This is a genomic window from Asaia sp. BMEF1, from assembly GCF_051628905.1.
Taxonomy (GTDB): domain Bacteria; phylum Pseudomonadota; class Alphaproteobacteria; order Acetobacterales; family Acetobacteraceae; genus Asaia.
The window spans coordinates 615,664-640,546 of record NZ_CP157575.1 but is presented as its reverse complement, the minus strand read 5'-3'; the positions used below and the strand labels follow the sequence as shown (position 1 = coordinate 640,546).

Here is a 24,883-nt window from a genome sequence, read left to right as displayed (position 1 = left end):
GCGAACATCCTATACGATGCCCACAGAATATGCCCATGCACGACGTGTTGAAAGAGCGCCATGACCGACATCGCCCCGCTGAACGCCGATAATCTGGATCAGCAGCTTCATGAGGATCGCATCCTGATTCTCGATTTTGGCAGTCAGGTGACCCAGCTCATCGCGCGCCGCGTACGTGAGAGCGGCGTCTATTGCGAGATCTGGCCTTTCACCGCAACGGAAGAAAAAATTCGCGGCTTTCGCCCGAAAGGCATCATTCTCTCTGGTAGCCCCGCAAGCGTTCATGACGACAACGCGCCGCAGATTCCCGATGTCGTGTTCGATCTCAATATTCCCGTCATGGGCATCTGCTACGGTCAGCAGGCCATGTGTGCCCGTCTGGGCGGCAAGGTCGAGACGCATGAGCATCGCGAATTCGGTCGCGCTCATATCGAAATCGCCGAAGATTGCGCGCTTTTCCGTGGCGCCTGGTCGCGTGGTCATCGCGAGCAGGTCTGGATGAGCCATGGCGACCGCGTAACGGCACTTCCCCCCGGCTTTCGCGCCGTTGCCTGGTCTGAAGGCGCGCCCTTCGCGATCATCGCCGATGAGGGCCGTCGCCTCTATGGCGTCCAGTTCCACCCCGAAGTGGTGCACACCCCCCATGGTGCCGCACTGATCAAGAACTTCACCCATGAGGTCGCGGGCTGCAAGGGTACCTGGACCATGGCCGGATTCCGCGATCTGGAGATCGCCCGCATTCGCGAGCAGGTGGGCACGGGTCGGGTAATCTGCGGTCTGTCGGGTGGTGTTGACTCGTCGGTCGCCGCCAAGCTGATCCATGATGCGATCGGCGATCAGCTGACCTGCATTTTCGTCGATCCGGGCATCCTGCGCTCGGGTGAGGCGGATGAGGTGGTCAAGACCTTCCGTGGTCGTTTCAATATCAGCCTCGTCCACCGCGACGCGTCTGACCTGTTCCTGAACGCGCTGGCTGGCGTTACCGACCCGGAAGTGAAGCGCAAGACGATCGGTCGTCTGTTCATCGAAGTGTTCGAAGAGGAAGCGACCAAGCTTGGCGGTGCGCAGTTCCTTGCACAGGGCACGCTTTATCCTGACGTTATCGAATCCATCAGCTTTACCGGCGGCCCTTCGGTTACGATCAAGTCGCACCATAATGTCGGTGGTCTGCCCGACCGCATGAACATGAAGCTGGTCGAGCCGTTGCGCGAGCTGTTCAAGGACGAAGTCCGCGCGCTGGGCCGCGAGCTCGGTATTCCCGAGGCAATTGTCGGCCGTCACCCTTTCCCGGGGCCGGGGCTGGCTATTCGCATTCCGGGTGCAATCGACCGAGAGAAGCTCGATCTGCTGCGTAAGGTCGATGCGATCTATCTCGAAGAGATCCGCAATGCCGGACTCTACGATGCCATCTGGCAGGCCTTTGCCGTGCTGCTGCCTGTGCGCACCGTCGGCGTGATGGGCGATGGCCGCACTTATGATCAGGCCTGCGCTCTACGTGCGGTTACCAGCACGGACGGTATGACAGCTGAGGTCTACCCGTTCGATTTTGGCTTCCTGAACCGTGTGGCCGGTCGCATCGTCAACGAAGTGCGCGGTATCAACCGCGTGACCTACGACATCACGTCGAAGCCCCCCGGCACGATCGAGTGGGAATAAGACCGGCTGATACGGTGTCTTGCGGAGGCGGGACGCCGTATTGGATGGCTGCCATAAGCCCAATCAGCGGGAGGTCGTGATGACGCGCGATATTGTTCTCTACGGAATCACCACCTGCGACACGGTGCGCAAAGCGAGAAAATGGCTCGAGGGGCGCGGGGTCGCCTTCATTTATCACGATCTCCGCAAGGACGGTCTGAGTGAGGCGGATCTGGCAGTTTGGGTGAAGGCACTGGGGTGGGAGGCGCTGGTCAATCGGTCCGGTACGACTTTCCGCAAATTGTCCGATGCCGAGAAGCTGGTGGCAAGCGAGGCGCAGGCCGTCTCATTGATGCTTGCCCACCCGACGATCATCAAAAGACCTGTTCTGGTGCGGGGCGGTACGGTGACGCTCGGATTTAAGCCAGAACTTTACGAAAAGATTTTTTCCTGAGGGCTGCTCCTCGAGACGAGGCCAAGGGCGGAAGAAATCACCCTTCCAGTTCGCTGTCCCAGTAGAGATAATCGCGCCAGCTCTCATGCAGATAATTCGGCGGAAAGCTGCGTCCGTTCTCCTGCAAGCGTCGCGTCGAGGGCTGGACCGGGCGGATGCGCGGATGCATGCCGATCTCGGATGGCAGTTTCGAGCCCTTGATCAGGTTGCAGGGGCTGCATGCCGTCACGACGTTCTCCCAGGTCGTGCGACCGCCTTTCGCGCGGGGTATGACGTGATCGAAGGTCAGTTCATGCGTGGGCAATCGGTCATGGCAATATTGGCAGGAAAAATTATCGCGCAGAAAGACGTTGAACCGCGTGAAAGCCGGGCGTCTGGCTGTGGGGATATATTCCTTGAGGGCGATGACACTCGGCACGCGCATCACGCAGCTTGGGGAATGAACTTCGATATCCTCATATTCGCTCAGTACCGAAACACGGTCTAGAAACACCGCCTTGACGCTTTCCTGCCATGACCATAGCGATAGGGGAAAGTATGAAAGCGGACGAAAATCCGCATTCAGAACAAGAGCAGGGAAATGCTGGGCGGTGGCAAGCATCGATCGCATCCTCTTTTACAGGGCGGCACGATCGGATTATCTCAAGCGCGACGGGAAACCAGCGCCTATAGATACGCGCCGTCTGTCTTATGAACGTGACTATTTCAGCTTTCAGTGAGCAGGGCAAGCGAAGGTTTGATGACAGGATTTCGCACACGTTTCGCGCCGAGCCCGACCGGCTATCTGCATCTTGGTCATGTCGCCTCGGCCTGCCATGCGCGTGAGATGGCAGGCGCGCAGGGCAAGTTTCTGATTCGTATCGAAGATATCGACATGCAGCGCTGCCTGCCGCGTTTCGGTCAGGCTCTTCTGGACGATCTGCAATGGCTCGGTCTCGCAAGCAGCGAAGCGATACTCAGACAATCGGATCATCTTCCCTTCTACCGCGCGACTCTCGATCGCCTGCGTCGGGAAGGTCTGGTCTATGCCTGCACCTGCTCCCGCGCGCAGGTGCAGGCCAGCGCGCAGGGGTTTGCCCCGGATGGCAGCCCGGTTTACGGCGGTCCCTGTCGCGAGGCGGTGCATAGGCCGAACGGGCCATACGTCTGGCGGCTGAATATGGAAAAGGCTCTCACGCGGCTGGGCGTTACGCCCTCATGGCAGGAACTGGACGGCCGGCGGATCGTGGGGCAGGCGGCCGCTTTCGGCGATGTCGTGCTCGGGCGCCGCGATAATGGGGTATCCTACCATCTTTGCGTCATATGTGACGATGCGCGCCAGGGGATTACGCTGGTGACACGCGGGGCAGATCTGTTCGAGGCAACGTCAGTGCACCGCGTTTTGCAGGAGCTGCTCGGCTTTCCCGAGCCGCTCTACGCCCATCATGGGCTGATCTGCGACGAAGCCGGAAGAAAGCTCTCAAAGCGCGATGGCGCGGAAAGTCTGCGGGCCTTACGTGAAAAGGGCCTGACCGCACCGGAGCTGATCGCTCTAGCGCGGCGGGTTTTGAGCGCTGGGGAAATTATTCCGGTGGGTAGGAATGTGGATAGGTGATGACGCTTGCCGGGCCGGGGGCATGGGGCGCGCCTTTTTTACCGCAGCCGGTCAGCATGACCGCGCCGAGCAGGGAAAGGCAGAGCAGGCGGGCTGAGAGTGTCATGCAGCATTTTCCTGAAGGCGTGTCAGCCAGGCCTGTGCGGCGCGGGTGACGTTTTCCGGGGCGGTGCCGCCCTCGCTGGTGCGCGAGGCGAGAGAGGACTCGACGGTCAGTACATCGAAGATGCTGGCATCGATCCGGGCCTCGACGCTCTGCATTTCCTCAAGCGTGAGATCGGCCAGATCGCAGCCCTTGGCCTCGGCCATGCCGACCAGACGCCCGGTGACGTGATGCGCCGTGCGGAAGGGGAGGCGCGGCACGCGTACCAGCCAGTCAGCCAGATCGGTGGCTGTGGCGAAACCGGCCCCCGCGAGGGCGCGCATTTTGTCGGTATTGGCCGTCATGTCGCGGATCATGCCGTCCATGGCGGCCAGCGACAGGGTTGCGGCTTCGGTGGCGTCGAAAACCGGCTCCTTGTCCTCCTGCGTGTCCTTGGCATAGGCGAGGGGCAGGCCCTTCATGACCATCAGCAGGCCCATGAAATCGCCGGTGATACGCCCGACCTTGGCACGAACCAGTTCGGCGGCGTCAGGGTTTTTCTTCTGCGGCATGATGGATGAGCCCGTCGTAAAGCCGTCGGAAAGACGCACGAAACTGAACGGAGCAGAGCACCAGAGCACCAGCTCTTCGGACAGACGCGACAGATGCATGCCCAGCAGAGAAAGTGCCGAGAGGTATTCGAGCGCGAAGTCACGATCGGAGACGGAATCGAGGGAGTTCGCCGTGGGGCGGTCGAACTCCAGCAGGGACGCCGTGAAGCGACGGTCGATCGGAAAAGACGTGCCAGCCAGTGCTGCCGAGCCCAGAGGGCATTCGTTCAGACGCGCGCGGGCATCGCGCAGGCGGTCGCGGTCACGAGACAGCATCTCGACATAGGCGAGCAGGTGATGACCGAATGTGACCGGCTGCGCCACCTGAAGATGAGTGAAGCCCGGCATGGCATCGGCTGCGTGTTGCAGTGCGCGCGTGGCGAGAGAGCGCATGAGCGCCGTGATCTGACCGCTGATGCCGTCAATGGCATCGCGCACCCAGAGACGGAAATCGGTTGCTACCTGGTCGTTGCGCGAGCGTGCTGTGTGCAGGCGCTTGCCAGCCTCGCCGATACGCTCGGACAGACGCGCCTCGATATTCATGTGGATATCTTCGAGGTCCTGCGAGAACTCGAAATTGCCTGCCTCGATGTCGCTGGCGATGCCATGCAGCCCGTCGCGGATTTCCTGTTCCTCGGCGGCAGTCAGCAGCCCGACCCGTGCCAGCATGGCGGCATGGGCCAGCGAGCCGCGTATGTCCTGACGCCATAATTTCCGGTCGAACTCGATCGAGGCGTTGATATCGGCCATGATGGCGGCAGGGCCAGCGGCGAAGCGGCCGCCCCATTGCGGGTTGGCCAGTCTGGTTTCGGTCTCGGTCACGGGGTTGTCCATGGCGTAGGGATTATGGTCAAGAAGACGCTAACCTAGTCAGTCAGCATGGTGCGCGCAATTCATGAGCGGTTTTCTGCCTCTTCTCGGCCCCGAAGATCCGGCGCCCTTCCGAATCACGAAGGCGACAGCCGAGGTTCCGTTCGTGCTGGTCAGCGATCACGCAGGCCGTGCCGTTCCGCGCTGTCTGGATCGTCTGGGTGTGGATGAGCCCGAATGGGAGCGCCATATCGCCTGGGATATCGGCATTCATGGTGTGGGCGTCGCGCTTTCACGCCTGCTTGAGGCCGATCTGGTCGAGCAGGTCTATTCGCGCCTAGTCATCGACAGCAATCGCGCGCCCGGTCATCCGACCTCCATCCCGGCGGTGTCTGACCGAACCGAAATCCCTGCCAACAAGGCACTGTCAGCCGCCTGTCGGGCGCGGCGCGAACGCGAGATACTGCACCCCTATCATGACTGCATTGCGGAGATCCTGCGTGCCAGAAAGGGGCCGACGGCGCTGATTGCCCTGCACAGCTTCACGCCAGCCATGAACGGTGTGGCGCGCCCGTGGCATGTCGGCATTCTGCATCACCGCGATACGCGCTCGGCAACAATAATGCTCGATCTGCTGCGGCAGGAGGGCGATCTCTGTGTGGGCGATAATGAACCCTATGTTCTGACAGCTACATCGGATTATACCGTGCCCTATCACGCAGAGCGGGCCGATCTGCCCTATCTGGAGATCGAGATCCGTCAGGATCTGATAGAAGACGAGACAGGACAGAAATCTTGGGCACAGAGACTGGCGCGGCTATTGCCGCTCTACTGGAACGCCATCTCGAAGGAGGGCTGAGCCTCGACGAGGCCCGTGCGGCGCTCGGGGTGCTTTTTCTCGAGGGTGTGCCGAAGCTCGCCGCCGTAACGGGGTGGCCGCTGACCTATACCCGCTCGCCCATTCTCCATAATTACTGGTGCGCCCGCTACGGTATCGATGGGCTCTATCTGCGCCTGCCGCTCGCGCCCGAGCATTTCGAGCGAGGTATCCGCGCCTTGCAGGCGCTCGGCTTTGCCGGGCTCAATGTCACGATTCCGCATAAGGAAGCCGCTTTTGCGCTCGTCGACCGGCATGGTGCGTCGGCGCAGCGCGCAGGTTCGGTCAACACGCTGGTTTTCGAGCCCGATGGGCAGATACGGGGCGAATGCACCGATGGGTTGGGCTATCTGGACTCTCTGCGCGAGGCCGGGGTAACCCTGCCCCGCAAGGCACTGGTTCTCGGGGCGGGCGGAGCCTCGCGCGCGGTCTGTGCCGCCTTGCTCGATGCCGGGTGCACGCTCGCTCTGGCCAATCGTACCAGAAGCCGTGCAGAAAATATCGTGGCGGCGCTTGGCAATGGGGATGTGATCGACTGGTCAGGCTGGACAGACTGCCTTGCCGAATTCGACCTGCTGGTGAACACCACCTCGCTCGGTATGGCGGGGCAGGAGGGACACGACTGGGCAAGCTGCCTGACAAAGGCCGATAAGGCGCTCGTGGTATCGGATATCGTCTATATGCCGCTCGAAACGCCGCTTCTGGCTGCCGCACGGGCCCGTGGCCTTAAAGGTGTCGACGGGCTCGGCATGCTGATCAATCAGGCACGGCCGGGTTTCGACGCCTGGTTCGGCGTCTATCCCGAGGCTGACCCCGTTCTGCGCGCCCGTCTTGTCGAGACGCTTGAGTGACGGGGTTGCCGCGCTGATATGATCGTTCTGGGTCTCACTGGGGGGATGGGCGCTGGCAAGACGACCGTGGCGCGCTTCATGCGCCGGGCGGGCTGGCCCGTTTTCGACGCCGATCTGGCCGTGCATGGCTTGCAGGCGAAAGGCGGCAAGGCCGTTGCCGCCATTGCGCAACGCTGGCCGCAGGCTGTGCGTGACCATGCGGTCGACCGTGTGGCGCTGCGTCAGGCCGTCATAGGGCATCCGCAGGAGATCGCCGCGCTTGAAGCGATCATTCACCCTCTGGTGCGCGATGAGCGACGGGCTTTTCTGCGGCGTATGGCGCGGCGTGGGGTCAGAATCTGTGTGCTCGATATCCCGCTCCTGTTCGAAACAGGCGCCGATCGCGATTGCGATGCCGTAGTCGTGGTGACAGCGCCTCTCGCCGTGCGTCTGCGTCGTGTCATGAGGCGCCGATCGCTGAGCGGGGAGCAGGCCCGTCAGCTTCTGGCGCGACAGATGAGCGACCGCGAACGTAACAGACGCGCCGATCATCTGTTGCGCAATGGGCTCTCGCGTGGCCATACCGCCCGGCAACTGAAACGCCTGATAACGAGTCTGGAGAGAGCCCGATGAAACGGTCGATCCTTTTCGATACGGAAACCACGGGGCTGGACCCGGCGACGGGAGATCGCGTGATCGAGATCGCCGCTTTGGAGCTTATCGACGATCTGCCGACGGGCGAGAATTTTCATGTGCTGATCAATCCCGAGCGCGACGTGCCGCCAGAGGCGAGCCGTGTGCATGGCTTTACGCTCGACGATCTGCTCGACAAGCCGAAATTTGCCGAGATAGCGGACGGATTTCTCGCTTTCATTGGTGAAGACGAAATGATCGCGCATAACGCACCTTTCGATTTCGGCTTTATCAACGCGGAGCTGAAAGCCTGCGGCAAGCCGCCTCTCGACCGCAAGCGCATGGTCGATACGCTCGAAATGGCCAAGAAGCGTTACCCTGGCCTGCCCAACTCGCTCGATGCTCTGTGCCGTCGCCACGACATCGATCTTTCGGCACGTACAACCCATAATGCGCTGCTCGATTGCAAGCTGCTCTCCGAGGTCTATCTCGAATTGATGGGCGGTCGTCAGCGCGGGCTCGGTCTTGCCGTCTCGGGTAGCGGCGGCGGGGTTGCCACCTATCGTGCCAATGCGGACCGCAAACCGCGCCCCATGGCACCGCCGGACGAGGAAACGATGGCGGCGCATGAGAAATTCGTGTCCGGCCTCAAGGAGCCGATCTGGCGGCAATGAAACGGATCCTGTTCATCACGGCCAACCGCCTCGGCGATGCGGTTATTTCCTCGGGCGCACTGGCGGAGTTGATACGGCGCTACCCCGAGGCGCGCTTCACCATAGCCTGCGGGCCTGTTGCTGCGTCCTATTTCGAGGCCTGTCCGCATGTCGAGCGCGTGATCGTGGTCAGCAAACGGCGCTACGATCTGCATTGGGTGTCTCTGTGGTGGGCCTGTTTCGGCCGGTGGTGGGACATGGTCGTCGATCTGCGCGGTTCGGGCGTGTCGCTTTTTCTGCCGACGCTGCGTCGTCGCATTCTGCGGGGCGGTCGCAGACCGGGCGCGCGTATCGGTCACCTTGCAGCACTGTTTCGCGACCGACCGTCGCTCTTGCCTCAGGCCTGGTCTCGCCCCGAGCAGACCGGCCTTGCAGGACAGGCGCTGCCGGATAGCGGACGTTATTGCGCTCTGGCACCCACAGCTAATTGGGATGGCAAGATCTGGCCTGCCGAGAAGTTCATTGCGCTCGGTCGCGCAATGCAGGCGCACGGCCTGGTACCCGCTATTTTTTACGGCCCCGGTGAGGAGGAGCGTGCCCGCGCCATGCCCGTTCTGGTCACGCTGGAGGGTGCTGTCGATCTCGGGGGGCAGGCCGAACTTGGGCTTGTCACGGCGCTGCTTCGGCGCTGCGCGCTTTTCGTGGGAAACGATTCCGGGCTGATGCATCTCGCGGCGGCGGCGGCTGTGCCGACGCTCGGATTATTCGGCCCGAGCCGCGCATCGGAATACGCCCCGACCGGACCGAAGGCGCGTTTTGTCGCGGCCCCAGGTCCTGAGGGCGAAGCGCCGATAGCCGGGCTTTCAACCGAGCGTGTCGTGCAGGAAGCTTGTGCGCTTCTGGCGGATGAAGGATAGAACAGTCATGAGCCAGACGCGTCTTCTTCCGTCTTCTGCGTTGCGCATCGCCCATGTCATGGCTGGCGCCCCGAGTGGTGGCGCCGAGCTGTTTTATGAGCGTCTTTGTATGGCGCAGCACGATTCCGGCCATGATGTGCGTGCTGTTCTGCGTCGTGACCCTGCGCGTGAATCCCGGCTGAAAGCCAATGGCGTCAGGACCGAAGCGATGCGTTTTGGCGGGCGCCTCGATTTTATGACGACGCCGCGGCTGCGTCGAAGCCTTACGGAATTCGAGCCGCAGATTGTCATTGCCTGGATGAGCCGCGCCGCGCGTATGCTGCCCAAAGGCCCCTGGCCGATGGCCGGGCGTCTGGGCGGATATTACGATCTCGCCAATTACCGGCGCTGTTCCGATCTCATCGGCAACACGCGAGGGCTCGTCCGCTGGATGATCGCCGAAGGCTGGCCCGCGGATAACGTGCATTATCTGCCCAATTTTGCGGCGGATCTGGCGAGTGTGACGCCCCAACGCCCTTCCTGTGTGGCAGAGGGACAGAAATTCATTCTGTCGCTTGGGCGACTGCACCGCAACAAGGCTTTCGATGTGCTCATACGCGCCATGAAGGCGCTGCCTGGCGTTCATCTCGTGATCGCTGGTGAGGGGCCGGAGCGCGAGGCCCTGACGGCGCTCGCCGCGAGCGAGGGCGTGTCGGATCGCGTGCATATGCCGGGCTGGGTGCAGGATAGCGGTGCCTGGTTGAAAGCCTGCGATCTTCTCGTCTGTCCGTCGCGTATCGAGCCTTTGGGCAATGTGGTGATCGAGGCGCTTTCTGCGGCGCGCCCTGTCGTCGCCAGCGCGATTCAGGGCCCCGAAGAGGTATTATCGGGCACAGAAGATGGTCTCTTGTCGCCTGTGGAGGACCCGCAGGCACTGGCTGAATCCATCGGACGCGTTCTCGAAACGCCGGCACTCGCCGCGCGTCTTGCCAGCAACGGGCGGGCGCGTTTCGAGCGTGAGTTCTCGGCCCCGACCGTTCTGGCACGCTGGGACGCGTTTTTGTCTGCCATGGCATCGCGTCAAGGCGGAGCCCGCTAGCGCATGTGCGGCATTGCGGGCATTGCCTGTCTACCCGGTCACAAGCCCGACCCGGTCATTCTGAAGCTCATGGCCCAGGCGCTGCGTCATCGCGGACCCGACGGCGAGGGGTTTTACGAGACGGGTTCTGCCGCCTTGGTGCACAGGCGTCTGTCGATTGTCGACCTTGAAGGCGGTGCCCAGCCGCTCATTCAGGGCTCGACGGCTCTGGTTGCCAATGGCGAAATCTATAACGATCCGGCCTTGCGCCAGAGATTGGTCGATGCGCCATTCAAGACGGGGAGCGATTGCGAATCCCCGCTTTTTCTCTGGCCGCTCGACGATACGCAGTACACCTTCGAACTACGTGGCATGTACGCGATTGCCCTGCTCGATGAGAGCGGCCCCCAGACGGTTCTTGCGCTCAGCCGTGATCCGTTCGGTATCAAGCCGCTTTATTATGCGCAGGTTTCGAGCGGGGTGATTTTCGCTTCAGAGCCGCAGGTGTTGCTGGCTACGAATTTGCTGCCGCGTGCCATACGGCCCGTGGCACGTGATCAGCTTTTGCAGGCGCAATTCGTCGCCGGGCGCGAGACGATCTATCCCGGCATCATGCGCGTCCTGCCTGGCGAGACCCTGCGCTTTGTCGATGGCGCCCTTGAGCGGGCAACGAAACGGCCCGCCATCCATGGCCGGATCGAGAAGGGGCTGACGGAGGAGACGGCGCTCGCGCGTCTCGACGCAGCGCTGATGGATAGTGTTCAGGTGCATGAGCGCGCCGATGTGCCGTTCGGCATGTTCCTGTCCGGCGGGATCGATAGCAGCGCGGTGCTTGCTGCCATGACGCGTCTGGGTAATGGCGCACCTCTGGCCTGGACGGCGCGTTTCGATACGGGTGCCGTTGATGAAAGCGCTCAGGCGGCGGAACTGGCTCGCAATATGGGCGCGCAGCATCAGATTCTGACCGTGTCCGAAGCGATGGTCTGGCGTCATTTGCCGCAGATCGTCGCCTGTCTGGATGACCCGGTGGCCGATTACGCCATTATTCCGAGCTGGTTTCTGGCGCGTGAGGCGCGCAAGGATGTGACGGTCATTCTCAGCGGTGAGGGGGGCGATGAATTGTTCGGCGGCTATGGCCGTTACCGTCGCGCCATGCGCCCGTGGTGGCGTGGCGGGCGTCTGCCCTGGCGTCGCGGGATGATGGACGGAATCTGTCCGCTCGAAACCGGCAAGGCATGGCGTGCGGATTTCGCTCCCCAGTTCGAAGAGACGCGTCTGCGCGCCGTACAGGCGCTCGATCTGCGCGAATGGTTGCCCAATGATCTGCTGATCAAGCTTGATCGTTGCCTCATGGCTCATGCGATCGAGGGACGCACCCCGCTTCTGGACCCGGCCCTGTCTGCGCTGGCCTGGTCCTTGCCCGATGCGCTCAAGGTTCAGGGCAAGCATGGCAAGTATCTGCTGCGCCGCTGGGTCGAGAAACATGTGCCAGATGCTACGCCTTTCGCACCCAAACAGGGCTTTACCGTGCCGGTCGGGGAGTGGATTGCGGCGCAGGGCGCACGTCTCGGTTCGCTCGTTGCAAACAGCGCTGCCTTCAGGGGAAGGATGGCGCCTGAGACAATCAAGGCGCTTTTCACGCGGGCTGCGGGTCGGCGCGAGCGTCACGCCGCCTGGGTATTGCTTTTCTACGCCCTGTGGCACCGCATCCATATCGAGAACGGATCTTTCGAAGGCGACGTCTTCGAGACCCTTGCGGCTTGAGGCCGCTGCCCCTGAATTGAGGAGACAGCCATGCATTACGATCTGATCATCAGGCACGGTACCTGCGTTTTCCCGTGGGGGGAGGCGCAGGCCGATCTCGGCGTGAAAGAGGGGCGTATCGCGAGCCTCGCCGTCACCATGCAGGATAGCGCTGCGCAGGAAATCGATGCGACGGGGCTGCATGTCCTGCCTGGCATGATCGACAGCCATGTCCATCTGCGCGATCCGGGGAATGCGGCCATCGAGTCCATTGCCACAGGTACGCGCGCCGCTGCCTTGGGCGGCATCACCATGGTGTTCGATATGCCGAATACCTCGCCCTCGATCACCTCTGCCGAGACGATTGCCGACAAGCGCCGCACCGTGGCCGAAAACGCGCTGATCGATATGGGGCTCTATGTCGGGGCCACGCGCGCCAATACGCCGCAACTGGCTTCGCTGGAGCAGGAAGAAGGCATTTGCGCCATCAAGGTTTTTGCCGGGTCATCGACCGGCGATCTGATGATCGAGGATGACGAAGGCATCGAGGCGGTTCTGCGCAGCGGGCATCGCCGTGTGGCCTTCCATTCGGAGGACGAATATCGCCTTCAGGCGCGCAAGCCTCTTTTCGAAACCGGCATGGCGCATGTGAACCACATGATCTGGCGCGATGAGGAATGCGCCTTTCTCGGCACCCGACGTATCACGGCACTTGCCCGCAAGACGGGCCGCCCCGTGCATATCCTGCATACCTCGACAGCAGAAGAGCTTGACTGGCTGGCGGCGCATCGGTCGCATGTCAGCGTCGAGGTTCTGGTCAATCACCTCACGCAGGTTGGGCCGGAATGTTACGAAACGCTCGGTGCCTATGCCGTCATGAACCCACCCATCCGCGACCGGCGTCATTACGATGCCTGCTGGGCTGCCGTGCGTGACGGGCGTGTCGATGTGGTGTCTTCCGACCATGCGCCTCATCCTCGCGAAGCGAAGGAGAAGCCGTGGCCGCAATGCCCGGCAGGGCTGACAGGCGTTCAAACGATTCTGCCGGTTATGCTCGACCATGTGAATGCCGGGCGGCTCAGCTTGTCCCGTCTGGTCGATCTGATGGCGGCAGGGCCTGCGCGAATCTACGGTTTGCAGACCAAAGGGCGTCTGGCGGTCGGTTTCGATGCCGATTTCACCTTGATCGATCTGAGGGCCGAACGCGAAATCCGCAATGACTGGATTGCGAGCCCGGTCGGCTGGACGCCTTTCGATGGCAAGCGCGTGACGGGATGGCCGGTCGGCACGATCGTACGCGGCACGATCGTGATGCGCGACGATGAAATCGTCGCGAAGCCGATCGGACGTCTGGCCCGATTTGCGCCGTAATTATTGCGCAAATTCGTCCCCTGTTTCTCAACCGTAACCGGCAGCCTCCTCGATCATGAAACGTCACTTCTTCTCGCTTCTTACCGCTTCGTTTGCCTGTGCCAGCGTAAGCGCCTCGTTGGCGTTCGCTGACCCGCGGGCCAAATGCGGGCAGGAACCCTCAGCGCCAACCGTTAGCGCGACAGATACGGCGCATTACAATGCGAGCGTCGACAAGTTCCAGGCGTATGAGAAAGAGGCGCGCAGCTATAATAGCTGCGTTGCATCAGCTGCGCAGAAGGAAGAGCAGGCGATCAGCGAAGACGCCCGCGACCGCATCGCCAAGATCCATGCCGTCAGCACAGGCGTTCAGCAGCGTATCGCTGCTAATTTCAGCCATATCTCTGCCGATCTTACAGCCGCGGGCAAGAAGCTCGCCAAGCACTGAGCCTCGCTCACGATGCCTGCGGCGTGAGGTCGCAGCATCGGGGTTGGCTTCGAAGGGTGGGGGAGACCCCACCCTTTTTGCATTCAGCCGACAAGCTGCGGTGCAAGGGCGCCGATATCGTGAAAGACCCTGCGAAACCGCGTTTCGTCTGGCGTGCCGCCCGAAGTATAGGCCGTCATGATGACGGATTTACCCGGCTGACCTTCCGGAGCGGCAAAGGCGATATCGGCAGAAATATCCTTGCCGTTATTGCCTGTCTTGTCTCCAGCGATCCAGTGAGCCGGCAATCCTGCGCGCAGGCGATGGGTTCCGGTGGCGCAACTGATCATCCATCCGCGCAGAAGCGCTGCGGAGTGAGGATGCAAAAGCGTGCCGTGGATCAGCCTGTGCAACGTGCGCGCCATGGCAACGGGGCTTGTGGTATTCGCCTGCGGGTTGGCTGACGGGCGATTGAGCTCGGGTTCGAACGCGTCGAGACGCGTGACGTCATCGCCGCTATCGCGCCAGAAACGCGTCAGCGCGGCTGGGCCGCCGATATGGCGCAGTAGCATATTGGCACAGACATTATCGCTCATGGTGACAGCGCCGGCACAGAGAGCGGCGAGGCTCAGGCTACCCGCGTCGCGGTTCTGCCTCGCGACCGGCGCCCAGCCCGCCTTGAAATCGGAATCGATGAAAGCGAGCCGATGGGTCAGGTCGTCTTCGTCCCTGTCGCAACGCCCGAGCACGCAGGCCACCAGCGAGGCCTTGAAGCTGCTGCACATAAGGAACCGCTCTTCGCCACGCCAGGAGAGGGCCGTGCCTGTCTCGGGGCAAAAGAGATGAGCGCCTATACGACCGCCTGAATCCTTCTCGAACCGACGGGCGATTTCCGCAAGCGCATCATGCTGCTCTGACTGGATGCTGCCTGAAGCTGTCTCGGCTGCGAAGGCGCTGCGGGTGGTGATCCCGATCAGGGGAAGGCTGGCGAGAAAGCTTCGCCTCGCCATCTTCATATCGGGCGCTGGACGCATTGAGGGGGGCTCTCCTGTGACAAAAGGTCTCTCTTAACGGCAGCTTATGGCCGAAGTTTGACCGATGCGACAACAGAATGACAAAGCGATTTGCCGCATTGTCGCGGCGTCTGTATGCTCCTCGCGATAGTGTCGCAAGAGGATCACGGTGGCAGACGAGTTTTTCAGTCAGGCCCAGGCGGAAATGCGTGCAGCTGAGCTGCGTGCAACCGCCCGGCGTTTCGGAGGTGTAGCGATCGGCGCGGCACTGATCGCATTGATTGGCGTCGGTGGATGGCAGTGGCAGGTCCATCGTCATCATCTGGCTCAGGCAGAGGCCTCCGGGCGCTATTTCACGGCGATCGAGGCGCTTCAGGCCCCTCAGCCCGACGCGGCGCTGCGCGCGCAATCCGAAAAAGAGAATCAGGCTGTTCTCGCCGATCTCGCTTCGAGCGCACCCGGTGCGACACGTGGCTTTTCGGCGGTTCGTCTCGCCCAGCTTCTGGCGCAGAAGGGTGACGTGGCCGGAGCCAGAAGGACATGGCAAGGCTTGATCGACACGCAGGATGCCGATCCGTCTCTCAAGGCGCTGGCACGTCTGCTGCTGCTCAACAGCCATATCAACGATGCCGATGTGACCGAGACGCGCAAGCAGCTTGAGCTTCTCGCTGCCAATACCGGGCCATGGCGCGCCTTTGCGCAGGAGAGTCTGGTCGCGCTCGATTTGCGCGCCGATGCGACACCCAAGCAGCGCGACGAAGCTCACAGTCTCCTGCTGGGCCTGGCCCAGTCTCCCGATGCGCCTGACGGTGTCAGACAGCGCGCTTCCATTCTTCTGCAAACCTTCGGCGGAGCCGGCTGATGCCTATCGAGAACAAGAACATGTTGCGTCAGCCCGGTCGTCGCTTTTTTCTCGGCTCGGCTCTGGCAGGCACGGCCCTGCTCTCGGGCTGCGGTATTTTTAAGGACGATCCCAAGCCTATTCTCGCAGGCAAGCGTTATGACGTGCTTTCCACCGGCGCAGGTCTGGTAATCGACGAAGAGGATCACACGCCCATCGTGCTGCCGCCGGCCCAGGCTGTCTCTGCCTATCCTGTCGTGGGGCGCGTGCCCGATCATCTGTCGGTAAATACCAATTGGGCCGGACCGAACCTCGCTTGGTCGCGGTCGATCGGTCACGGTGTATCCGAACCGGCCTTCCTGCATTTTGCCGCGCTCGGTCCGAACGGACGTGGCGCCATACAGTCGCCCCCGGTCATCGATGCAGGACGTATCTATACGCGTGATGGTGTCGGCACGGTGCGCGCCTGGACCTGGCCTGCCATGAGCCCGCTCTGGACGTTCATTCCTAAGGGAAAGAAGTCTCGTTCCAGCGATATCGGTGGCGGCTTGGGCGTGTCTGGTGACACACTCTACATTGTCGATGGTGTCGGTCAGGTCATCGCGGTTGTTGCAGAGACCGGCAAGGTGAAATGGCGCGCCGAGACGGTGGTGCCGGGCCGCTCTGCGCCGACCATTGTCGATGGACGCGTGTTCTTCGGCACGATCGATGAGCGTCTTTTTGCGCTCAACGCCGAGACCGGCGAACAGATCTGGACTTATCAGGCTACCGAAGCCGACACCGTCATTTTCGGGCAGGCTGCTCCGGCCGTCGCCAACGGCATCGTTGTTGCCGGGTTCGGCAGTGGCGATCTCGTGGCTCTGCGTGCCGAATCGGGCGAACTCGTCTGGAGCGATTCGCTCGGCGGCTCGAACGGACGCGGCGCCATGCTCGATCTGGCCTGTGTCCGTGGGGCGCCAGTCGTAAAGGATGGCACGGCCTACGCGGTTTCGCTGTCGAAGGTGCTGGTGGCCATCGACATGCGCTCGGGGCGCCGTCTCTGGGAGCGCGAGGCCAGCGGGCAGAACACGCCACTGATCGTTGGTGACTGGGTCTATGTCATCTCGTCCGACCAGCAGCTCGCCTGTCTCGACCGACTCTCGGGTCACGTGCGCTGGATTCATGATCTGCGTCGCTTCAAGAACGAGACCAAGCAGAAATACGCTGTGACCTGGCTTGGCCCCGTCATGGGCGATGGCAAGCTTGTATGTGTCTCGTCGCTTGAGGAAACCGGGCTTCAGGTCATTGACGCCGTGACCGGCAAGGCTGATGCCCCTCTCAAGACCAAGACCCCTACTCTGGTCGAACCCATCATCTGTGACGGCAAGGTGCTTGTGCTGTCTACGGATGGCAATCTGAACGCATATGGTTAATCCGTGACTGACTCTCTTTCTCTTCCGCTCGTCGTTATTGCCGGGCGTCCCAATGTCGGTAAATCGACTCTCTTTAACCGGCTGGTAGGGCGTCGTCAGGCCATCGTGTCTGACATGCCGGGCGTAACGCGCGATCGCAAGGAAGGAGAGGCACTTCTTCGCGGGCGCAAGGTCCGTCTGATCGATACCGCCGGTCTCGAAGAGGCTGCGCCCGACACGCTCTATGGCCGCATGCGTGCCTCGTCTGAATCCGCTGTGGCTCAGGCCGATCTCGTGCTGTTCTGCATCGATGCGCGTGCAGGTGTGACACCTGCCGACAAGCATTTTGCCGCCTGGCTGCGCAAGCAGAACAAGCCGGTGCTACTCGTGGCGAACAAGGCAGAAGGGTCTGCGGCGACCAATGAGGTCATCGAGGCCTATTCGCTCGGTCTGGGCACGCCGCTTGCGCTTTCGGCCGAGCATGGCGAAGGTATTGCCCATCTCATGGGCGAGATTGCCGACCGTCTGCCCGAAGGTGAGCGCGTACGCGTCAAGACGCGCTCGCGGTCGAAGCCGGTGGATGACGAAACCGAAGAGCTGGAAGAGCGCCCTGCGGGGCCGTTGCGTCTGGCCATTGTCGGGCGCCCCAATGCGGGCAAATCGACACTGCTGAACTGCCTGCTCGGGGAAGAGCGTATGATTACCGGGCCCGAGCCCGGCCTGACCCGCGATTCTATTTCCGTTTCGCTTCATGACGAAATCGGGCCGATCCAGCTCGTCGATACGGCAGGTCTGCGACGCAAGGCGCGCATCGAACAGGATCTGGAGCGTATGTCCGTTTCGGCGTCTATCGAGGCGCTGAAAATGGCCGAGGTCGTTGTCCTGACGCTCGATGCGACGCTCGGCGTGCATGAGCAGGATCTGCAGATTGCGCGTCTGATCGAGCGCGAGGGCCGTGCCTGTGTTCTGGCGCTGAATAAATGGGATGCGGTCGAAGATCGTGCCGTTACCCGTCAGGCCATTGCTGACCGTATCGAAACCTCGCTCGCCCAGATGCGCGGTATTCCGGTCGTGACATTTTCTGCGCTGACCGGGGCAGGGGTCAACAAGCTCCTTCCTGCCGTGCGCCGCGCGCATGAGGTATGGAACAGCCGTGTGACGACAGGCGAGCTCAATCGCTGGTTCGAAGGCGCGCTCGAGCGTCACCAGCCGCCTCTGGTGGATGGGCGCAGACTCAAGCTGCGCTATATGACGCAGGCCAAGTCGCGCCCGCCGACCTTCATTCTGTTCGGCACCCGTGCAGAGATGCTGCCCGATGCGTATAAGCGCTATCTGGTGAATGGGCTGCGCGAGACGTTCCATCTGCCGGGTACGCCTATTCGTCTGCAGTTGCGCGGAACGAAGAACCCCTACGCAGAGAACAAGTCATGAGCCAGACGGCGCTTGTTCTGATCGAATACCAGAACGATTTTCTTTCCGAAGGGGGCGCCCTGCATGAGGGCGTCCGGGCTGAGCTTGTCCGTACAAATATGCTTGCTCATACCGAAGCGCTGGTCAGAGAGGCCCGCGATAAAGGCGTGAAGGTCGTCTGGGTGCCAATCGAATTTGCGCCCGGTTATCCTGAGCTTTCTACCGTACCTTACGGGATTCTGGCTGGCGTGAAGGCGACGAATGCGTTTCGTATCGGCAGCTGGGGCGCGCAGATCGTGGAGAGTCTCAAGCCGCAAGAAGGCGATATCGTGATTGCGGGCAAGCGCGGTCTTTGTGGTTTTGCCAGCACCAATCTCGATTTCGTTCTGCGTCAGAACGGGATTACGCGCATCGCTCTGGGCGGGCTTCTGACCGATTGCTGCGTCGAATCGACGATGCGCAGCGCCTATGAGCGCGGCTATGACGTCGTGACGCTGACTGACTGCACCGCCACGCTCTCTCAGGCCCAGCATGAAGCGGCAATCGACTTTACTTATCCGATGTTTTCACACCCCATGAACTCGCAGGTCTTTCTCGACACCCTTTTCTGAGCGAGACCGGGCGGTCGCCACTCATTGCGCCCTCAGTGCCCGATATAGCGCCCCGGTCGATGGTAGACGATCAGGATTCCGCTCGTGGCAGCGGCGCTGAGCAGGGAAAGCAGGATCTTGTGCGCTGGCAGGAAGAGCGCCGAGATCGCCATGATGACGATATCGATTGAAATCTGCACGCGCCCTGCATTGATGCCACGCGTCTTTTGCAGCCAGAGCGTGACGATACCGGTGCCCCCCACCCCCGCCTGATGCCGGGCCAGGCAGAGAATACCAAGCCCGATGATCGTCCCTGCAAAGAGGGCGGCGAAGAGCGGATCGATCTGCGACACGGTGATGACGCGGGGCATAAGACCGGCAAAAAGAGTCACGCCGCAGCTTGCGATCATGGTCTTGACCGCGAAAGCCGGACTCATGGCGCGCAGGGCGAAGGCCAGAAACGGGATGTTGATGAGCGTGAACAGCATTCCCGGCGAGATCGGCACAAGGTAGGAGAGAAGCAGGGCTATGCCAGCCATGCCTCCCGTCACAAGTCCGGCCTTGTGCAGACAGACCAGCCCCATGACGATCAGCGAGCAGCCGATCAGAAAGGCGTAGACATCCTCGGCAATCGTGTGACGCAGTCCCGGCGCATAAGGCGTCGTCACGTCTTCCGTCACGTCTTCCGTCACGTCTTCCGTCACGTCTTCCGCCACGTCTTCCGTAACGGCGAACTCAGGAGTTGGGGCGTCACCGGCGTCAAAGAAAGGCCGTTCTGCGCAGGAAGAGGTCATGGCGAAATCGATCCGGTTGATAATGGATGGCGAGAATGCCGGCGGTCAGGGCCTCTGGTACGGATCAGTCGCGGCGCCTTGCGGTGGTTGGGCGCTGCCCTGATCTGATCTCGACCCTTGGGGGCTTCGTGTGCGTGTCAGGCTGCAGAGAATTTCTGCAATTTTAGCTCCGAGTGACGACAAGAGTGGGCGAGCCTGAGCATCGCGGGACCCAATAGCTCGGCTTGACTGCCTTCCCTTCCAATCTGGCCAGAGCGGTCTGGGCATCCCGCCGTAACAGCCAGACGTAAGGAGGGAACGGGCGGCCGAAACATCATCGCTCGCTGACAGAGGCTCTACCGAAAACGTGATCCATAAGATAATATGATCTTCAAATGGAGAAGATAGGTAAAAGATTATGATCTCTCCGCAGGTCACCTTTCGCGAGCTGAACCACTTCCTCGCCGTTGTTTGTCAGGGTGGGTTCGTGAAGGCGAGTGAGGCGCTCCATATCAGCCAGCCGTCCATTAGTCAGAGTATCCAGACACTCGAGGCCAAGCTCGGGGCAAGACTGATCATCCGCAGCAAAAAAGCGGTGATCCTGACTGAGAAAGGGGAGATCTTCCGGCGCTATGCTGAGCGCACGCTCCGGGAAGAGATCGTGCTGCGCGAGACGCTTTCGACTGAAAGGGAGAGTCTCGAAGGGCCTTTGCGCGTCACTGTACCGCCTGCCATTTCCTCGATCTGTTTTCCGGGCATCATCGAGAGCTTTTGCAGTCAGTATCCCGGTGTGATGCTGGAAATAGACGAATGCCCCTCTGACAGGCTGATCCCGAGACTACGCGGCGGGCAGACCGAAATTGCCGCCCTCATTCTTCCGATCAGCGAAAAGGATCTGCACCTCTATCCGCTGGGACGCGACCATCTCTGCCTCGTCGTGCCTGACCAGCATCCTCTTGGCGCAAGCAGGAGCTGTCGTCTGGCCGATATCGTGGCCGAGCGCGTCGTGTTGCTGAGAGAGGATTTCAAGATCAACAGCTTTATTGCCCAAGCCTATGCCGAACATGGGGCGGTGCCGAAAGCGGCAGGACGCACAGGCGATATCTATCTGTTGATGGCTATGGTGCGCGCCGGCGTCGGGCTGGGCATCGTGCCGTCGGCCTTGTGTCGCGGGGGATGGATGGAGGGGCTCAAGGCCTTGCACCTGCTCTCGCCCACCATGGGTTTCGAACTCGCTCTGGCGACGCGACGAGACCATGTGCTGTCACGAGCGGGAGAGGCATGGCGTGAGGTCTGTATCGACCACTTCACCCGGTCCATCCTCGCGGGAGAGGGACCGGGTATCGGCGGGCAGAGTGGTATTTAGATGAACATCGAGACGAGTAGGCAGAAGCCGAGACCGAGAAAGGCGATCAGTGTCTCGATGATGCACCAGGTCTTGATGGTCTGAGGCACGGTGAGGCCGAGATATTCCTTGATCTGCCAGAAGCCTGCATCGTTCATCGGGCCGAAGGCGACCGAGCCTGCACCGGTGACGAGCACCATAAGCTCGGGTGAAACGCCGTGGCTCTTGAGCAGGATCGGCCCGGCGATGCTCGAAGCGGTACTCATGGCGACCGTGGCCGAACCGCAGGCTACGCGCACGATGACGGCCAGAAGCCAGCCGAGCACAAGAATGGGCACGTTGAAATCGAGGGCTGTGTCGGTGATGACCTTCGACACGCCGCTATCGACCAGTTCACGCCCGAAGCCGCCGCCTGCACCGACCAGAAGCATGATGAGCGCGGTCGGGCCAAGGCACTCATTGGTAAATTTGAGAATGGTGTCACGCGAGAAGCCGCGGGCGAGACCCAGAACGTAGAAAGAGAGAATCACGGCCAGAACGAGCGCGATATCGGTATTGCCGATGAAATGCAGCGCCGTATTGAGGCTCTTGCCCGGCGATGAAACGCGATCGGCGATCGACGCGATCAGCATGAGCACGACAGGCGAGAGAATGGTGAAGACCGTAATGCCGAAGCCCGGCATGTTCTTTGGCGGTTCGCGATTGACGAATTGCTCGGCGAGCGGATTCGCTTCTGTCAGCGGCACACGCGGTGCGATGAAGCGGGCGTAAAGTGGGCCTGCGATAATGGCGATGGGCGTGCCGATCAGAATGCCGAGAAAGATCGTGTGGCCCGTATTGGCATGATAGGCCGAGAGCGCCAGCAGCGTTGCGGGGTGCGGCGGGATCATGGCGTGTGTGACAGAGAGCGCTGCGCCCATGGGCAGCGCGACACGCAGCAGCGGTGTGTCGGTGCGCGCGGCCAGCACGAAAGCGAGCGGGATCAGCAGCACGAAGCCCACTTCGAAAAAGACGGGCAGACCGATCAGCAGGCCGATGACCATCATCGCCCAGTCGACGCGAGACCGCCCGGCCCAACTCGATATGGTCAGCGCGATCCTGTCCGCGCCGCCGGACTCCGCCAGCATCTTGCCCAGCATCGTGCCAAGCGCGATCACGGTGCCGACATGGCCCAGAACATGGCCTGCGCCCTCTTCGAAGGATTTGACGACCTTGTCGGCCGGCATGCCCGCAATGAGCGCCAGAGCGAGCGACGTCGTGAAGAGGACAATAAAGGGGTTGAGCCTGAAATAGGCGATGAGAACGACGATCGCGAGGATCGCGGCGGAGGCGAGGGAAATGGCAAATAGCGCAGACATGGCGTGATCTCGGGACCGGAAACGGATTTCTGTCAACGTGTTGCGACGGTTAGGATGTTCACATATTGGGCAGGAATCTTACAAGCCGCGTCAGGGCTCAACTCGTGTGAGAAAAAATCTGGATCGATCCAACGCCGTCATCTGCCATGAAACGAGTCGCAATGCCGTGCAGGCATGGCGCCCCGGCGCGAACCGGATTATGCACGAGGATCATTTCGCCTCTGGCGCCGCGTCATGCTTCCCTTTTTATCGGGTGACTTGTCTCATCTCTTAAGGGCTGAGGGCGCCCAGACCGAGCAGGGAGATCTGGCATGCTGATTCGCACCGACGAGAAAGCGGATATCGACACTCCGACCGGCAAGATGCGCGTGCATCTTTTTCGCCCGACGAAAGCGGGGCGCTTTCCGGCCATTCTGCTGTTTTCCGAAATCTATCAGGTAACCGCCCCGATCGAGCGTCTGGCAGCCATGATTGCCGGTCAGGGCTATATGGTGGCCGTGCCCGAAGTCTATCACGAATATGAGGCGGCAGGCTGCGTTCTGGCTTATGACAAGCCCGGCACGGATCGTGGCAACGAGCTGAAATACACGAAGCCGGTCGGGCAGTTTGACAGCGACAATGTCGCGCTCATCGACTGGCTGCGCGGTCATGAGGCGTGCAGCGGTCGCTTCGGCGCTTTCGGTGTCTGCCTGGGCGGGCATCTTGCTTTTCGTGCGGCGCTCAACCCTGCCATCGAGGCGACAGGCTGCTTCTACGCGACCGATCTGCATACAGGCACGCTGGGCGGTGAGCGCCATGATGGTACGCTCGCCCGTGCTTCCGAAATCGGGGGTGAGATCATGATGGTCTGGGGGCGTCACGACCCGCATGTTCCCTATGAGGGAAGGCGTCAGATCCGCGACGCGCTGGAGCAGGCCGAGCTGGCGCTCGAATGGCACGAAGTAGATGGCCAGCACGCTTTTCTGCGCGACGGTGCACCGCGCTTTGACGCAGCACTGTTCCTGCAGGGTATGAGCTGGACCAATGCGCTGTTTCAGCGTGTCTTCATGGCACAGCCCTGAGCGATGGCCAATGTGCAGCACGGTGACGGGCTTTATGGCTGGGAGCGCGCCAAGGCGATGCTTGCCGTGGCGCTCGCCGTGCTGTTGTCGGTTCTCGATTATGCGGTAGCCAATGTCGCTCTACCGAGCATCGCCCATGATCTGCATATCGCCTCTTCGCAATCGATCTGGGTGATCAACGCCTATCAGCTCGCGTCGCTGTCGATGCTTCTGCCACTGGCCTCCATCGGTGCGCGCATCGGCTTTGCGCGTATGTGCAGGGTAGGGATTGCGATTTTTCTGGTGGCATCCGTGCTTTGCGCGCTGTCGCACAGCCTGCTCGAACTGGCTCTCGCCCGCGCCTTGCAGGGTGTGGGCGGTGCCAGCATCATGAGCGTGGCCATTGCGCTCATCAGGTTCATTTATCCCAAGGAAGCGCTCGGCAAGGGGCTTGCCCTGAACGGTCTCATCATCGGCACCGGGGTGGCACTCGGCCCGACTGTGGGTTCTCTCGTCATGTCCGTGGCTGACTGGCCGTGGATTTTCTGGATCAATGTGCCGCTCGGGCTGTTCGCACTCCTCATGGCGAGCTTCGCCCTGCCGGTCACGCCGCGTTCCGAGCGGGCGATCGATCCTGCCGCCATCTGCCTGACCGTCGCGGCCTTCACGTTCACCGTTATCGGTATCGACGATCTCGTGCATGGCGGGCTGTTTACCGCCGTGGCGCTCTCAGGTGTCGGTATCGCCTGCTGGATAGCCCTGCTGCGTCATCAGCGCGGCAGTAGCGAGCCTGTCGTGCCGGTCGATCTGCTCGGTGTGCCGTCTTTCCTGATTGCTTTCATTGTTGGCATGACCGGGTTCGTCGCCTCGAATTTTTTCATCATCGCCATGCCTTTCACGCTCGAAACGGTGTTTCATCGGCCGGTGACCGTGACGGGGTTTCTGATTACCCCCTGGGCCGTCGGAGTGGCAGGCATGTCTTTCCTGATAGGGCGCTGGACGGACAAAATTCCGGCAGCGCAGCTTTCGAGCCTAGGCCTTGCGATAACAGGATGCGGTTTCGCCCTGCTCTGGACGCTGCCCAGCGATGCCTCCAATCTCGATATCGCCTGGCGCACCTTGCTGGCGGGTTCGGGCTTCGGCATGTTCCAGCCCCCGAATAATCGCGTCATGATGCTCGCCGCGCCGCGCGGCCGCGAAGGGAGCGCGAGCGGGCTCGTTTCGGTCGCCCGGCTGGGAGGGCAGACCATGGGCGCGTTGCTGGTGGCGAGCGTGTTCCGCTTCAGCGCCCATGCCTCCACTCTCTGCCTGCTCTGCGCCATGTTCATCGCCTGGCTTGGGGCAGGGCTCAGCCTGGGGCGCACGATACGGCTCGGCCCGAAGCGCTGATCGCTCAGCTGTGAGGCGCCAACGCGTCCGCTGCCGGGTTAGGGTGGTCGTTCCACCGGG

The 24,883-nt window shown here is 61.6% G+C and carries 25 protein-coding genes; 19 read left to right on the top strand and 6 right to left on the bottom strand.

Features of this window, described 5'->3' with window-relative positions; genetic code table 11:
- The first annotated feature begins 60 nt into the window (after nucleotides 1–60).
- The gene (guaA, locus tag ABHV46_RS02805; protein ID WP_438382617.1) at nucleotides 61–1,656 is read left to right on the top strand and encodes a glutamine-hydrolyzing GMP synthase; all 1,596 of its coding nucleotides are present in this window, start codon (nucleotides 61–63) and stop codon (nucleotides 1,654–1,656) included.
- A gap of 79 nt (nucleotides 1,657–1,735) precedes the next feature.
- Entirely contained in the window at nucleotides 1,736–2,089 is a 354-nt protein-coding gene (locus ABHV46_RS02800; RefSeq protein WP_438382616.1) for an arsenate reductase, read from the top strand.
- A 37-nt stretch (nucleotides 2,090–2,126) separates the two neighbouring features.
- Here the strand turns inward: ABHV46_RS02800 and ABHV46_RS02795 are convergent, their stop codons facing one another.
- Entirely contained in the window at nucleotides 2,127–2,690 is a 564-nt protein-coding gene (locus ABHV46_RS02795; RefSeq protein WP_336945162.1) for an HNH endonuclease, read from the bottom strand.
- 138 nt (nucleotides 2,691–2,828) lie between these two features.
- On the opposite strand from ABHV46_RS02795, the gene gluQRS reads away from it, so the two are divergent.
- On the top strand, nucleotides 2,829–3,683 hold the full coding sequence (gluQRS, locus tag ABHV46_RS02790; protein ID WP_438382615.1) for a tRNA glutamyl-Q(34) synthetase GluQRS: 855 nt from the start codon (nucleotides 2,829–2,831) through the stop codon (nucleotides 3,681–3,683).
- Here gluQRS and ABHV46_RS02785 read toward each other — a convergent pair.
- Nucleotides 3,652–3,789, bottom strand: coding sequence for a hypothetical protein (locus ABHV46_RS02785; protein ID WP_438382614.1), 138 nt, complete (start codon nucleotides 3,787–3,789; stop codon nucleotides 3,652–3,654). The genes gluQRS and ABHV46_RS02785 overlap by 32 nt on opposite strands.
- Nucleotides 3,786–5,210, bottom strand: coding sequence for an argininosuccinate lyase (gene argH / locus ABHV46_RS02780; protein WP_438382613.1), 1,425 nt, complete (start codon nucleotides 5,208–5,210; stop codon nucleotides 3,786–3,788). The genes ABHV46_RS02785 and argH overlap by 4 nt, the downstream gene beginning before the upstream one ends.
- 61 nt (nucleotides 5,211–5,271) lie before the next feature.
- Between argH and ABHV46_RS02775 the strand changes: the two genes are divergently transcribed.
- Genes ABHV46_RS02775 through ABHV46_RS02735 form a run of 9 tightly spaced genes read left to right on the top strand, consistent with a single transcriptional unit; the run spans nucleotide 5,272 to nucleotide 13,694 of the window.
- Complete coding sequence (locus tag ABHV46_RS02775) at nucleotides 5,272–6,045, top strand: N-formylglutamate amidohydrolase (protein WP_438382612.1); 774 nt, start codon at nucleotides 5,272–5,274, stop codon at nucleotides 6,043–6,045.
- A 29-nt stretch (nucleotides 6,046–6,074) separates the two neighbouring features.
- Nucleotides 6,075–6,914 (top strand): shikimate dehydrogenase, encoded by an 840-nt coding sequence (locus ABHV46_RS02770; RefSeq protein ID WP_438384191.1) that lies wholly within the window; start codon nucleotides 6,075–6,077, stop codon nucleotides 6,912–6,914.
- A gap of 18 nt (nucleotides 6,915–6,932) precedes the next feature.
- Nucleotides 6,933–7,526: a dephospho-CoA kinase gene (gene coaE / locus ABHV46_RS02765; protein ID WP_438382611.1), complete on the top strand. Its 594-nt coding sequence runs from the start codon at nucleotides 6,933–6,935 to the stop codon at nucleotides 7,524–7,526.
- Nucleotides 7,523–8,200: a DNA polymerase III subunit epsilon gene (gene dnaQ / locus ABHV46_RS02760; RefSeq protein WP_438382610.1), complete on the top strand. Its 678-nt coding sequence runs from the start codon at nucleotides 7,523–7,525 to the stop codon at nucleotides 8,198–8,200. Before coaE ends, dnaQ begins: the two co-directional genes overlap by 4 nt.
- Complete coding sequence (locus ABHV46_RS02755; RefSeq protein WP_438382609.1) at nucleotides 8,197–9,096, top strand: glycosyltransferase family 9 protein; 900 nt, start codon at nucleotides 8,197–8,199, stop codon at nucleotides 9,094–9,096. Before dnaQ ends, ABHV46_RS02755 begins: the two co-directional genes overlap by 4 nt.
- A gap of 7 nt (nucleotides 9,097–9,103) precedes the next feature.
- The gene (locus ABHV46_RS02750; RefSeq protein ID WP_438382608.1) at nucleotides 9,104–10,174 is read left to right on the top strand and encodes a glycosyltransferase; all 1,071 of its coding nucleotides are present in this window, start codon (nucleotides 9,104–9,106) and stop codon (nucleotides 10,172–10,174) included.
- A gap of 3 nt (nucleotides 10,175–10,177) precedes the next feature.
- Nucleotides 10,178–11,917 (top strand): asparagine synthase (glutamine-hydrolyzing), encoded by a 1,740-nt coding sequence (gene asnB, locus ABHV46_RS02745; RefSeq protein ID WP_438382607.1) that lies wholly within the window; start codon nucleotides 10,178–10,180, stop codon nucleotides 11,915–11,917.
- Between the two features lie 30 nt (nucleotides 11,918–11,947).
- The gene (locus ABHV46_RS02740) at nucleotides 11,948–13,267 is read left to right on the top strand and encodes a dihydroorotase (protein WP_438382606.1); all 1,320 of its coding nucleotides are present in this window, start codon (nucleotides 11,948–11,950) and stop codon (nucleotides 13,265–13,267) included.
- 55 nt (nucleotides 13,268–13,322) lie between these two features.
- Nucleotides 13,323–13,694, top strand: a complete 372-nt coding sequence (locus ABHV46_RS02735) for a hypothetical protein (RefSeq protein ID WP_336945174.1) — start codon at nucleotides 13,323–13,325, stop codon at nucleotides 13,692–13,694.
- A gap of 83 nt (nucleotides 13,695–13,777) precedes the next feature.
- Here ABHV46_RS02735 and bla read toward each other — a convergent pair whose 3' ends face one another.
- Nucleotides 13,778–14,707 (bottom strand): class A beta-lactamase, encoded by a 930-nt coding sequence (gene bla, locus ABHV46_RS02730; RefSeq protein WP_438382605.1) that lies wholly within the window; start codon nucleotides 14,705–14,707, stop codon nucleotides 13,778–13,780.
- Nucleotides 14,708–14,855: 148 nt separating this feature from the next.
- Between bla and ABHV46_RS02725 the strand changes: the two genes are divergently transcribed.
- Genes ABHV46_RS02725 through ABHV46_RS02710 form a run of 4 tightly spaced genes read left to right on the top strand, consistent with a single transcriptional unit; the run spans nucleotide 14,856 to nucleotide 18,939 of the window.
- Nucleotides 14,856–15,548, top strand: a complete 693-nt coding sequence (locus tag ABHV46_RS02725; RefSeq protein WP_438382604.1) for a tetratricopeptide repeat protein — start codon at nucleotides 14,856–14,858, stop codon at nucleotides 15,546–15,548.
- Nucleotides 15,548–16,939: a PQQ-binding-like beta-propeller repeat protein gene (locus tag ABHV46_RS02720; protein ID WP_438382603.1), complete on the top strand. Its 1,392-nt coding sequence runs from the start codon at nucleotides 15,548–15,550 to the stop codon at nucleotides 16,937–16,939. The genes ABHV46_RS02725 and ABHV46_RS02720 overlap by 1 nt, the downstream gene beginning before the upstream one ends.
- A gap of 3 nt (nucleotides 16,940–16,942) precedes the next feature.
- Complete coding sequence (gene der, locus ABHV46_RS02715) at nucleotides 16,943–18,349, top strand: ribosome biogenesis GTPase Der (RefSeq protein ID WP_438382602.1); 1,407 nt, start codon at nucleotides 16,943–16,945, stop codon at nucleotides 18,347–18,349.
- A complete protein-coding gene (locus ABHV46_RS02710; RefSeq protein ID WP_438382601.1) occupies nucleotides 18,346–18,939 on the top strand; it encodes a cysteine hydrolase family protein in 594 nt (197 codons plus the stop codon). The genes der and ABHV46_RS02710 overlap by 4 nt, the downstream gene beginning before the upstream one ends.
- Nucleotides 18,940–18,971: 32 nt before the next feature.
- Here the strand turns inward: ABHV46_RS02710 and ABHV46_RS02705 are convergent, their stop codons facing one another.
- Nucleotides 18,972–19,712, bottom strand: coding sequence for a YitT family protein (locus tag ABHV46_RS02705; RefSeq protein ID WP_438382600.1), 741 nt, complete (start codon nucleotides 19,710–19,712; stop codon nucleotides 18,972–18,974).
- Nucleotides 19,713–20,109: 397 nt separating this feature from the next.
- Here ABHV46_RS02705 and ABHV46_RS02700 point away from each other — a divergent pair, with 397 nt between their 5' ends.
- Nucleotides 20,110–21,057: a LysR family transcriptional regulator gene (locus ABHV46_RS02700; RefSeq protein ID WP_438382599.1), complete on the top strand. Its 948-nt coding sequence runs from the start codon at nucleotides 20,110–20,112 to the stop codon at nucleotides 21,055–21,057.
- On the opposite strand, the gene ABHV46_RS02695 is transcribed toward ABHV46_RS02700, so the two are convergent.
- Entirely contained in the window at nucleotides 21,054–22,394 is a 1,341-nt protein-coding gene (locus tag ABHV46_RS02695) for a GntT/GntP/DsdX family permease (protein WP_438382598.1), read from the bottom strand. The two genes, ABHV46_RS02700 and ABHV46_RS02695, sit on opposite strands and share 4 nt — an antisense overlap.
- Before the next feature lie 311 nt (nucleotides 22,395–22,705).
- Between ABHV46_RS02695 and ABHV46_RS02690 the strand changes: the two genes are divergently transcribed.
- Nucleotides 22,706–23,455 carry a dienelactone hydrolase family protein gene (locus tag ABHV46_RS02690; RefSeq protein WP_438382597.1) on the top strand — a complete coding sequence of 250 codons (750 nt, stop codon included), beginning with the start codon at nucleotides 22,706–22,708 and terminating at the stop codon, nucleotides 23,453–23,455.
- 3 nt (nucleotides 23,456–23,458) lie between these two features.
- Nucleotides 23,459–24,823: an MFS transporter gene (locus ABHV46_RS02685; protein WP_438382596.1), complete on the top strand. Its 1,365-nt coding sequence runs from the start codon at nucleotides 23,459–23,461 to the stop codon at nucleotides 24,821–24,823.
- The last annotated feature ends 60 nt before the right edge of the window (nucleotides 24,824–24,883 follow it).

Coding starts and splice junctions, on each gene's coding strand:
- asnB (WP_438382607.1), top strand. CDS start 10,178: ATGTGCGGCATTGCGGGCATTGCCTGTCTACCCGGTCACAAGCCCGAC.
- ABHV46_RS02785 (WP_438382614.1), bottom strand. CDS start 3,789: ATGACACTCTCAGCCCGCCTGCTCTGCCTTTCCCTGCTCGGCGCGGTC.
- bla (WP_438382605.1), bottom strand. CDS start 14,707: ATGCGTCCAGCGCCCGATATGAAGATGGCGAGGCGAAGCTTTCTCGCC.
- ABHV46_RS02720 (WP_438382603.1), top strand. CDS start 15,548: ATGCCTATCGAGAACAAGAACATGTTGCGTCAGCCCGGTCGTCGCTTT.
- ABHV46_RS02700 (WP_438382599.1), top strand. CDS start 20,110: ATGATCTCTCCGCAGGTCACCTTTCGCGAGCTGAACCACTTCCTCGCC.
- ABHV46_RS02690 (WP_438382597.1), top strand. CDS start 22,706: ATGCTGATTCGCACCGACGAGAAAGCGGATATCGACACTCCGACCGGC.
- ABHV46_RS02750 (WP_438382608.1), top strand. CDS start 9,104: ATGAGCCAGACGCGTCTTCTTCCGTCTTCTGCGTTGCGCATCGCCCAT.
- ABHV46_RS02740 (WP_438382606.1), top strand. CDS start 11,948: ATGCATTACGATCTGATCATCAGGCACGGTACCTGCGTTTTCCCGTGG.
- ABHV46_RS02735 (WP_336945174.1), top strand. CDS start 13,323: ATGAAACGTCACTTCTTCTCGCTTCTTACCGCTTCGTTTGCCTGTGCC.
- ABHV46_RS02795 (WP_336945162.1), bottom strand. CDS start 2,690: ATGCTTGCCACCGCCCAGCATTTCCCTGCTCTTGTTCTGAATGCGGAT.
- ABHV46_RS02710 (WP_438382601.1), top strand. CDS start 18,346: ATGAGCCAGACGGCGCTTGTTCTGATCGAATACCAGAACGATTTTCTT.
- ABHV46_RS02705 (WP_438382600.1), bottom strand. CDS start 19,712: ATGACCTCTTCCTGCGCAGAACGGCCTTTCTTTGACGCCGGTGACGCC.
- coaE (WP_438382611.1), top strand. CDS start 6,933: ATGATCGTTCTGGGTCTCACTGGGGGGATGGGCGCTGGCAAGACGACC.
- ABHV46_RS02685 (WP_438382596.1), top strand. CDS start 23,459: ATGGCCAATGTGCAGCACGGTGACGGGCTTTATGGCTGGGAGCGCGCC.
- dnaQ (WP_438382610.1), top strand. CDS start 7,523: ATGAAACGGTCGATCCTTTTCGATACGGAAACCACGGGGCTGGACCCG.
- ABHV46_RS02755 (WP_438382609.1), top strand. CDS start 8,197: ATGAAACGGATCCTGTTCATCACGGCCAACCGCCTCGGCGATGCGGTT.
- ABHV46_RS02800 (WP_438382616.1), top strand. CDS start 1,736: ATGACGCGCGATATTGTTCTCTACGGAATCACCACCTGCGACACGGTG.
- gluQRS (WP_438382615.1), top strand. CDS start 2,829: ATGACAGGATTTCGCACACGTTTCGCGCCGAGCCCGACCGGCTATCTG.
- argH (WP_438382613.1), bottom strand. CDS start 5,210: ATGGACAACCCCGTGACCGAGACCGAAACCAGACTGGCCAACCCGCAA.
- guaA (WP_438382617.1), top strand. CDS start 61: ATGACCGACATCGCCCCGCTGAACGCCGATAATCTGGATCAGCAGCTT.
- ABHV46_RS02775 (WP_438382612.1), top strand. CDS start 5,272: ATGAGCGGTTTTCTGCCTCTTCTCGGCCCCGAAGATCCGGCGCCCTTC.
- ABHV46_RS02695 (WP_438382598.1), bottom strand. CDS start 22,394: ATGTCTGCGCTATTTGCCATTTCCCTCGCCTCCGCCGCGATCCTCGCG.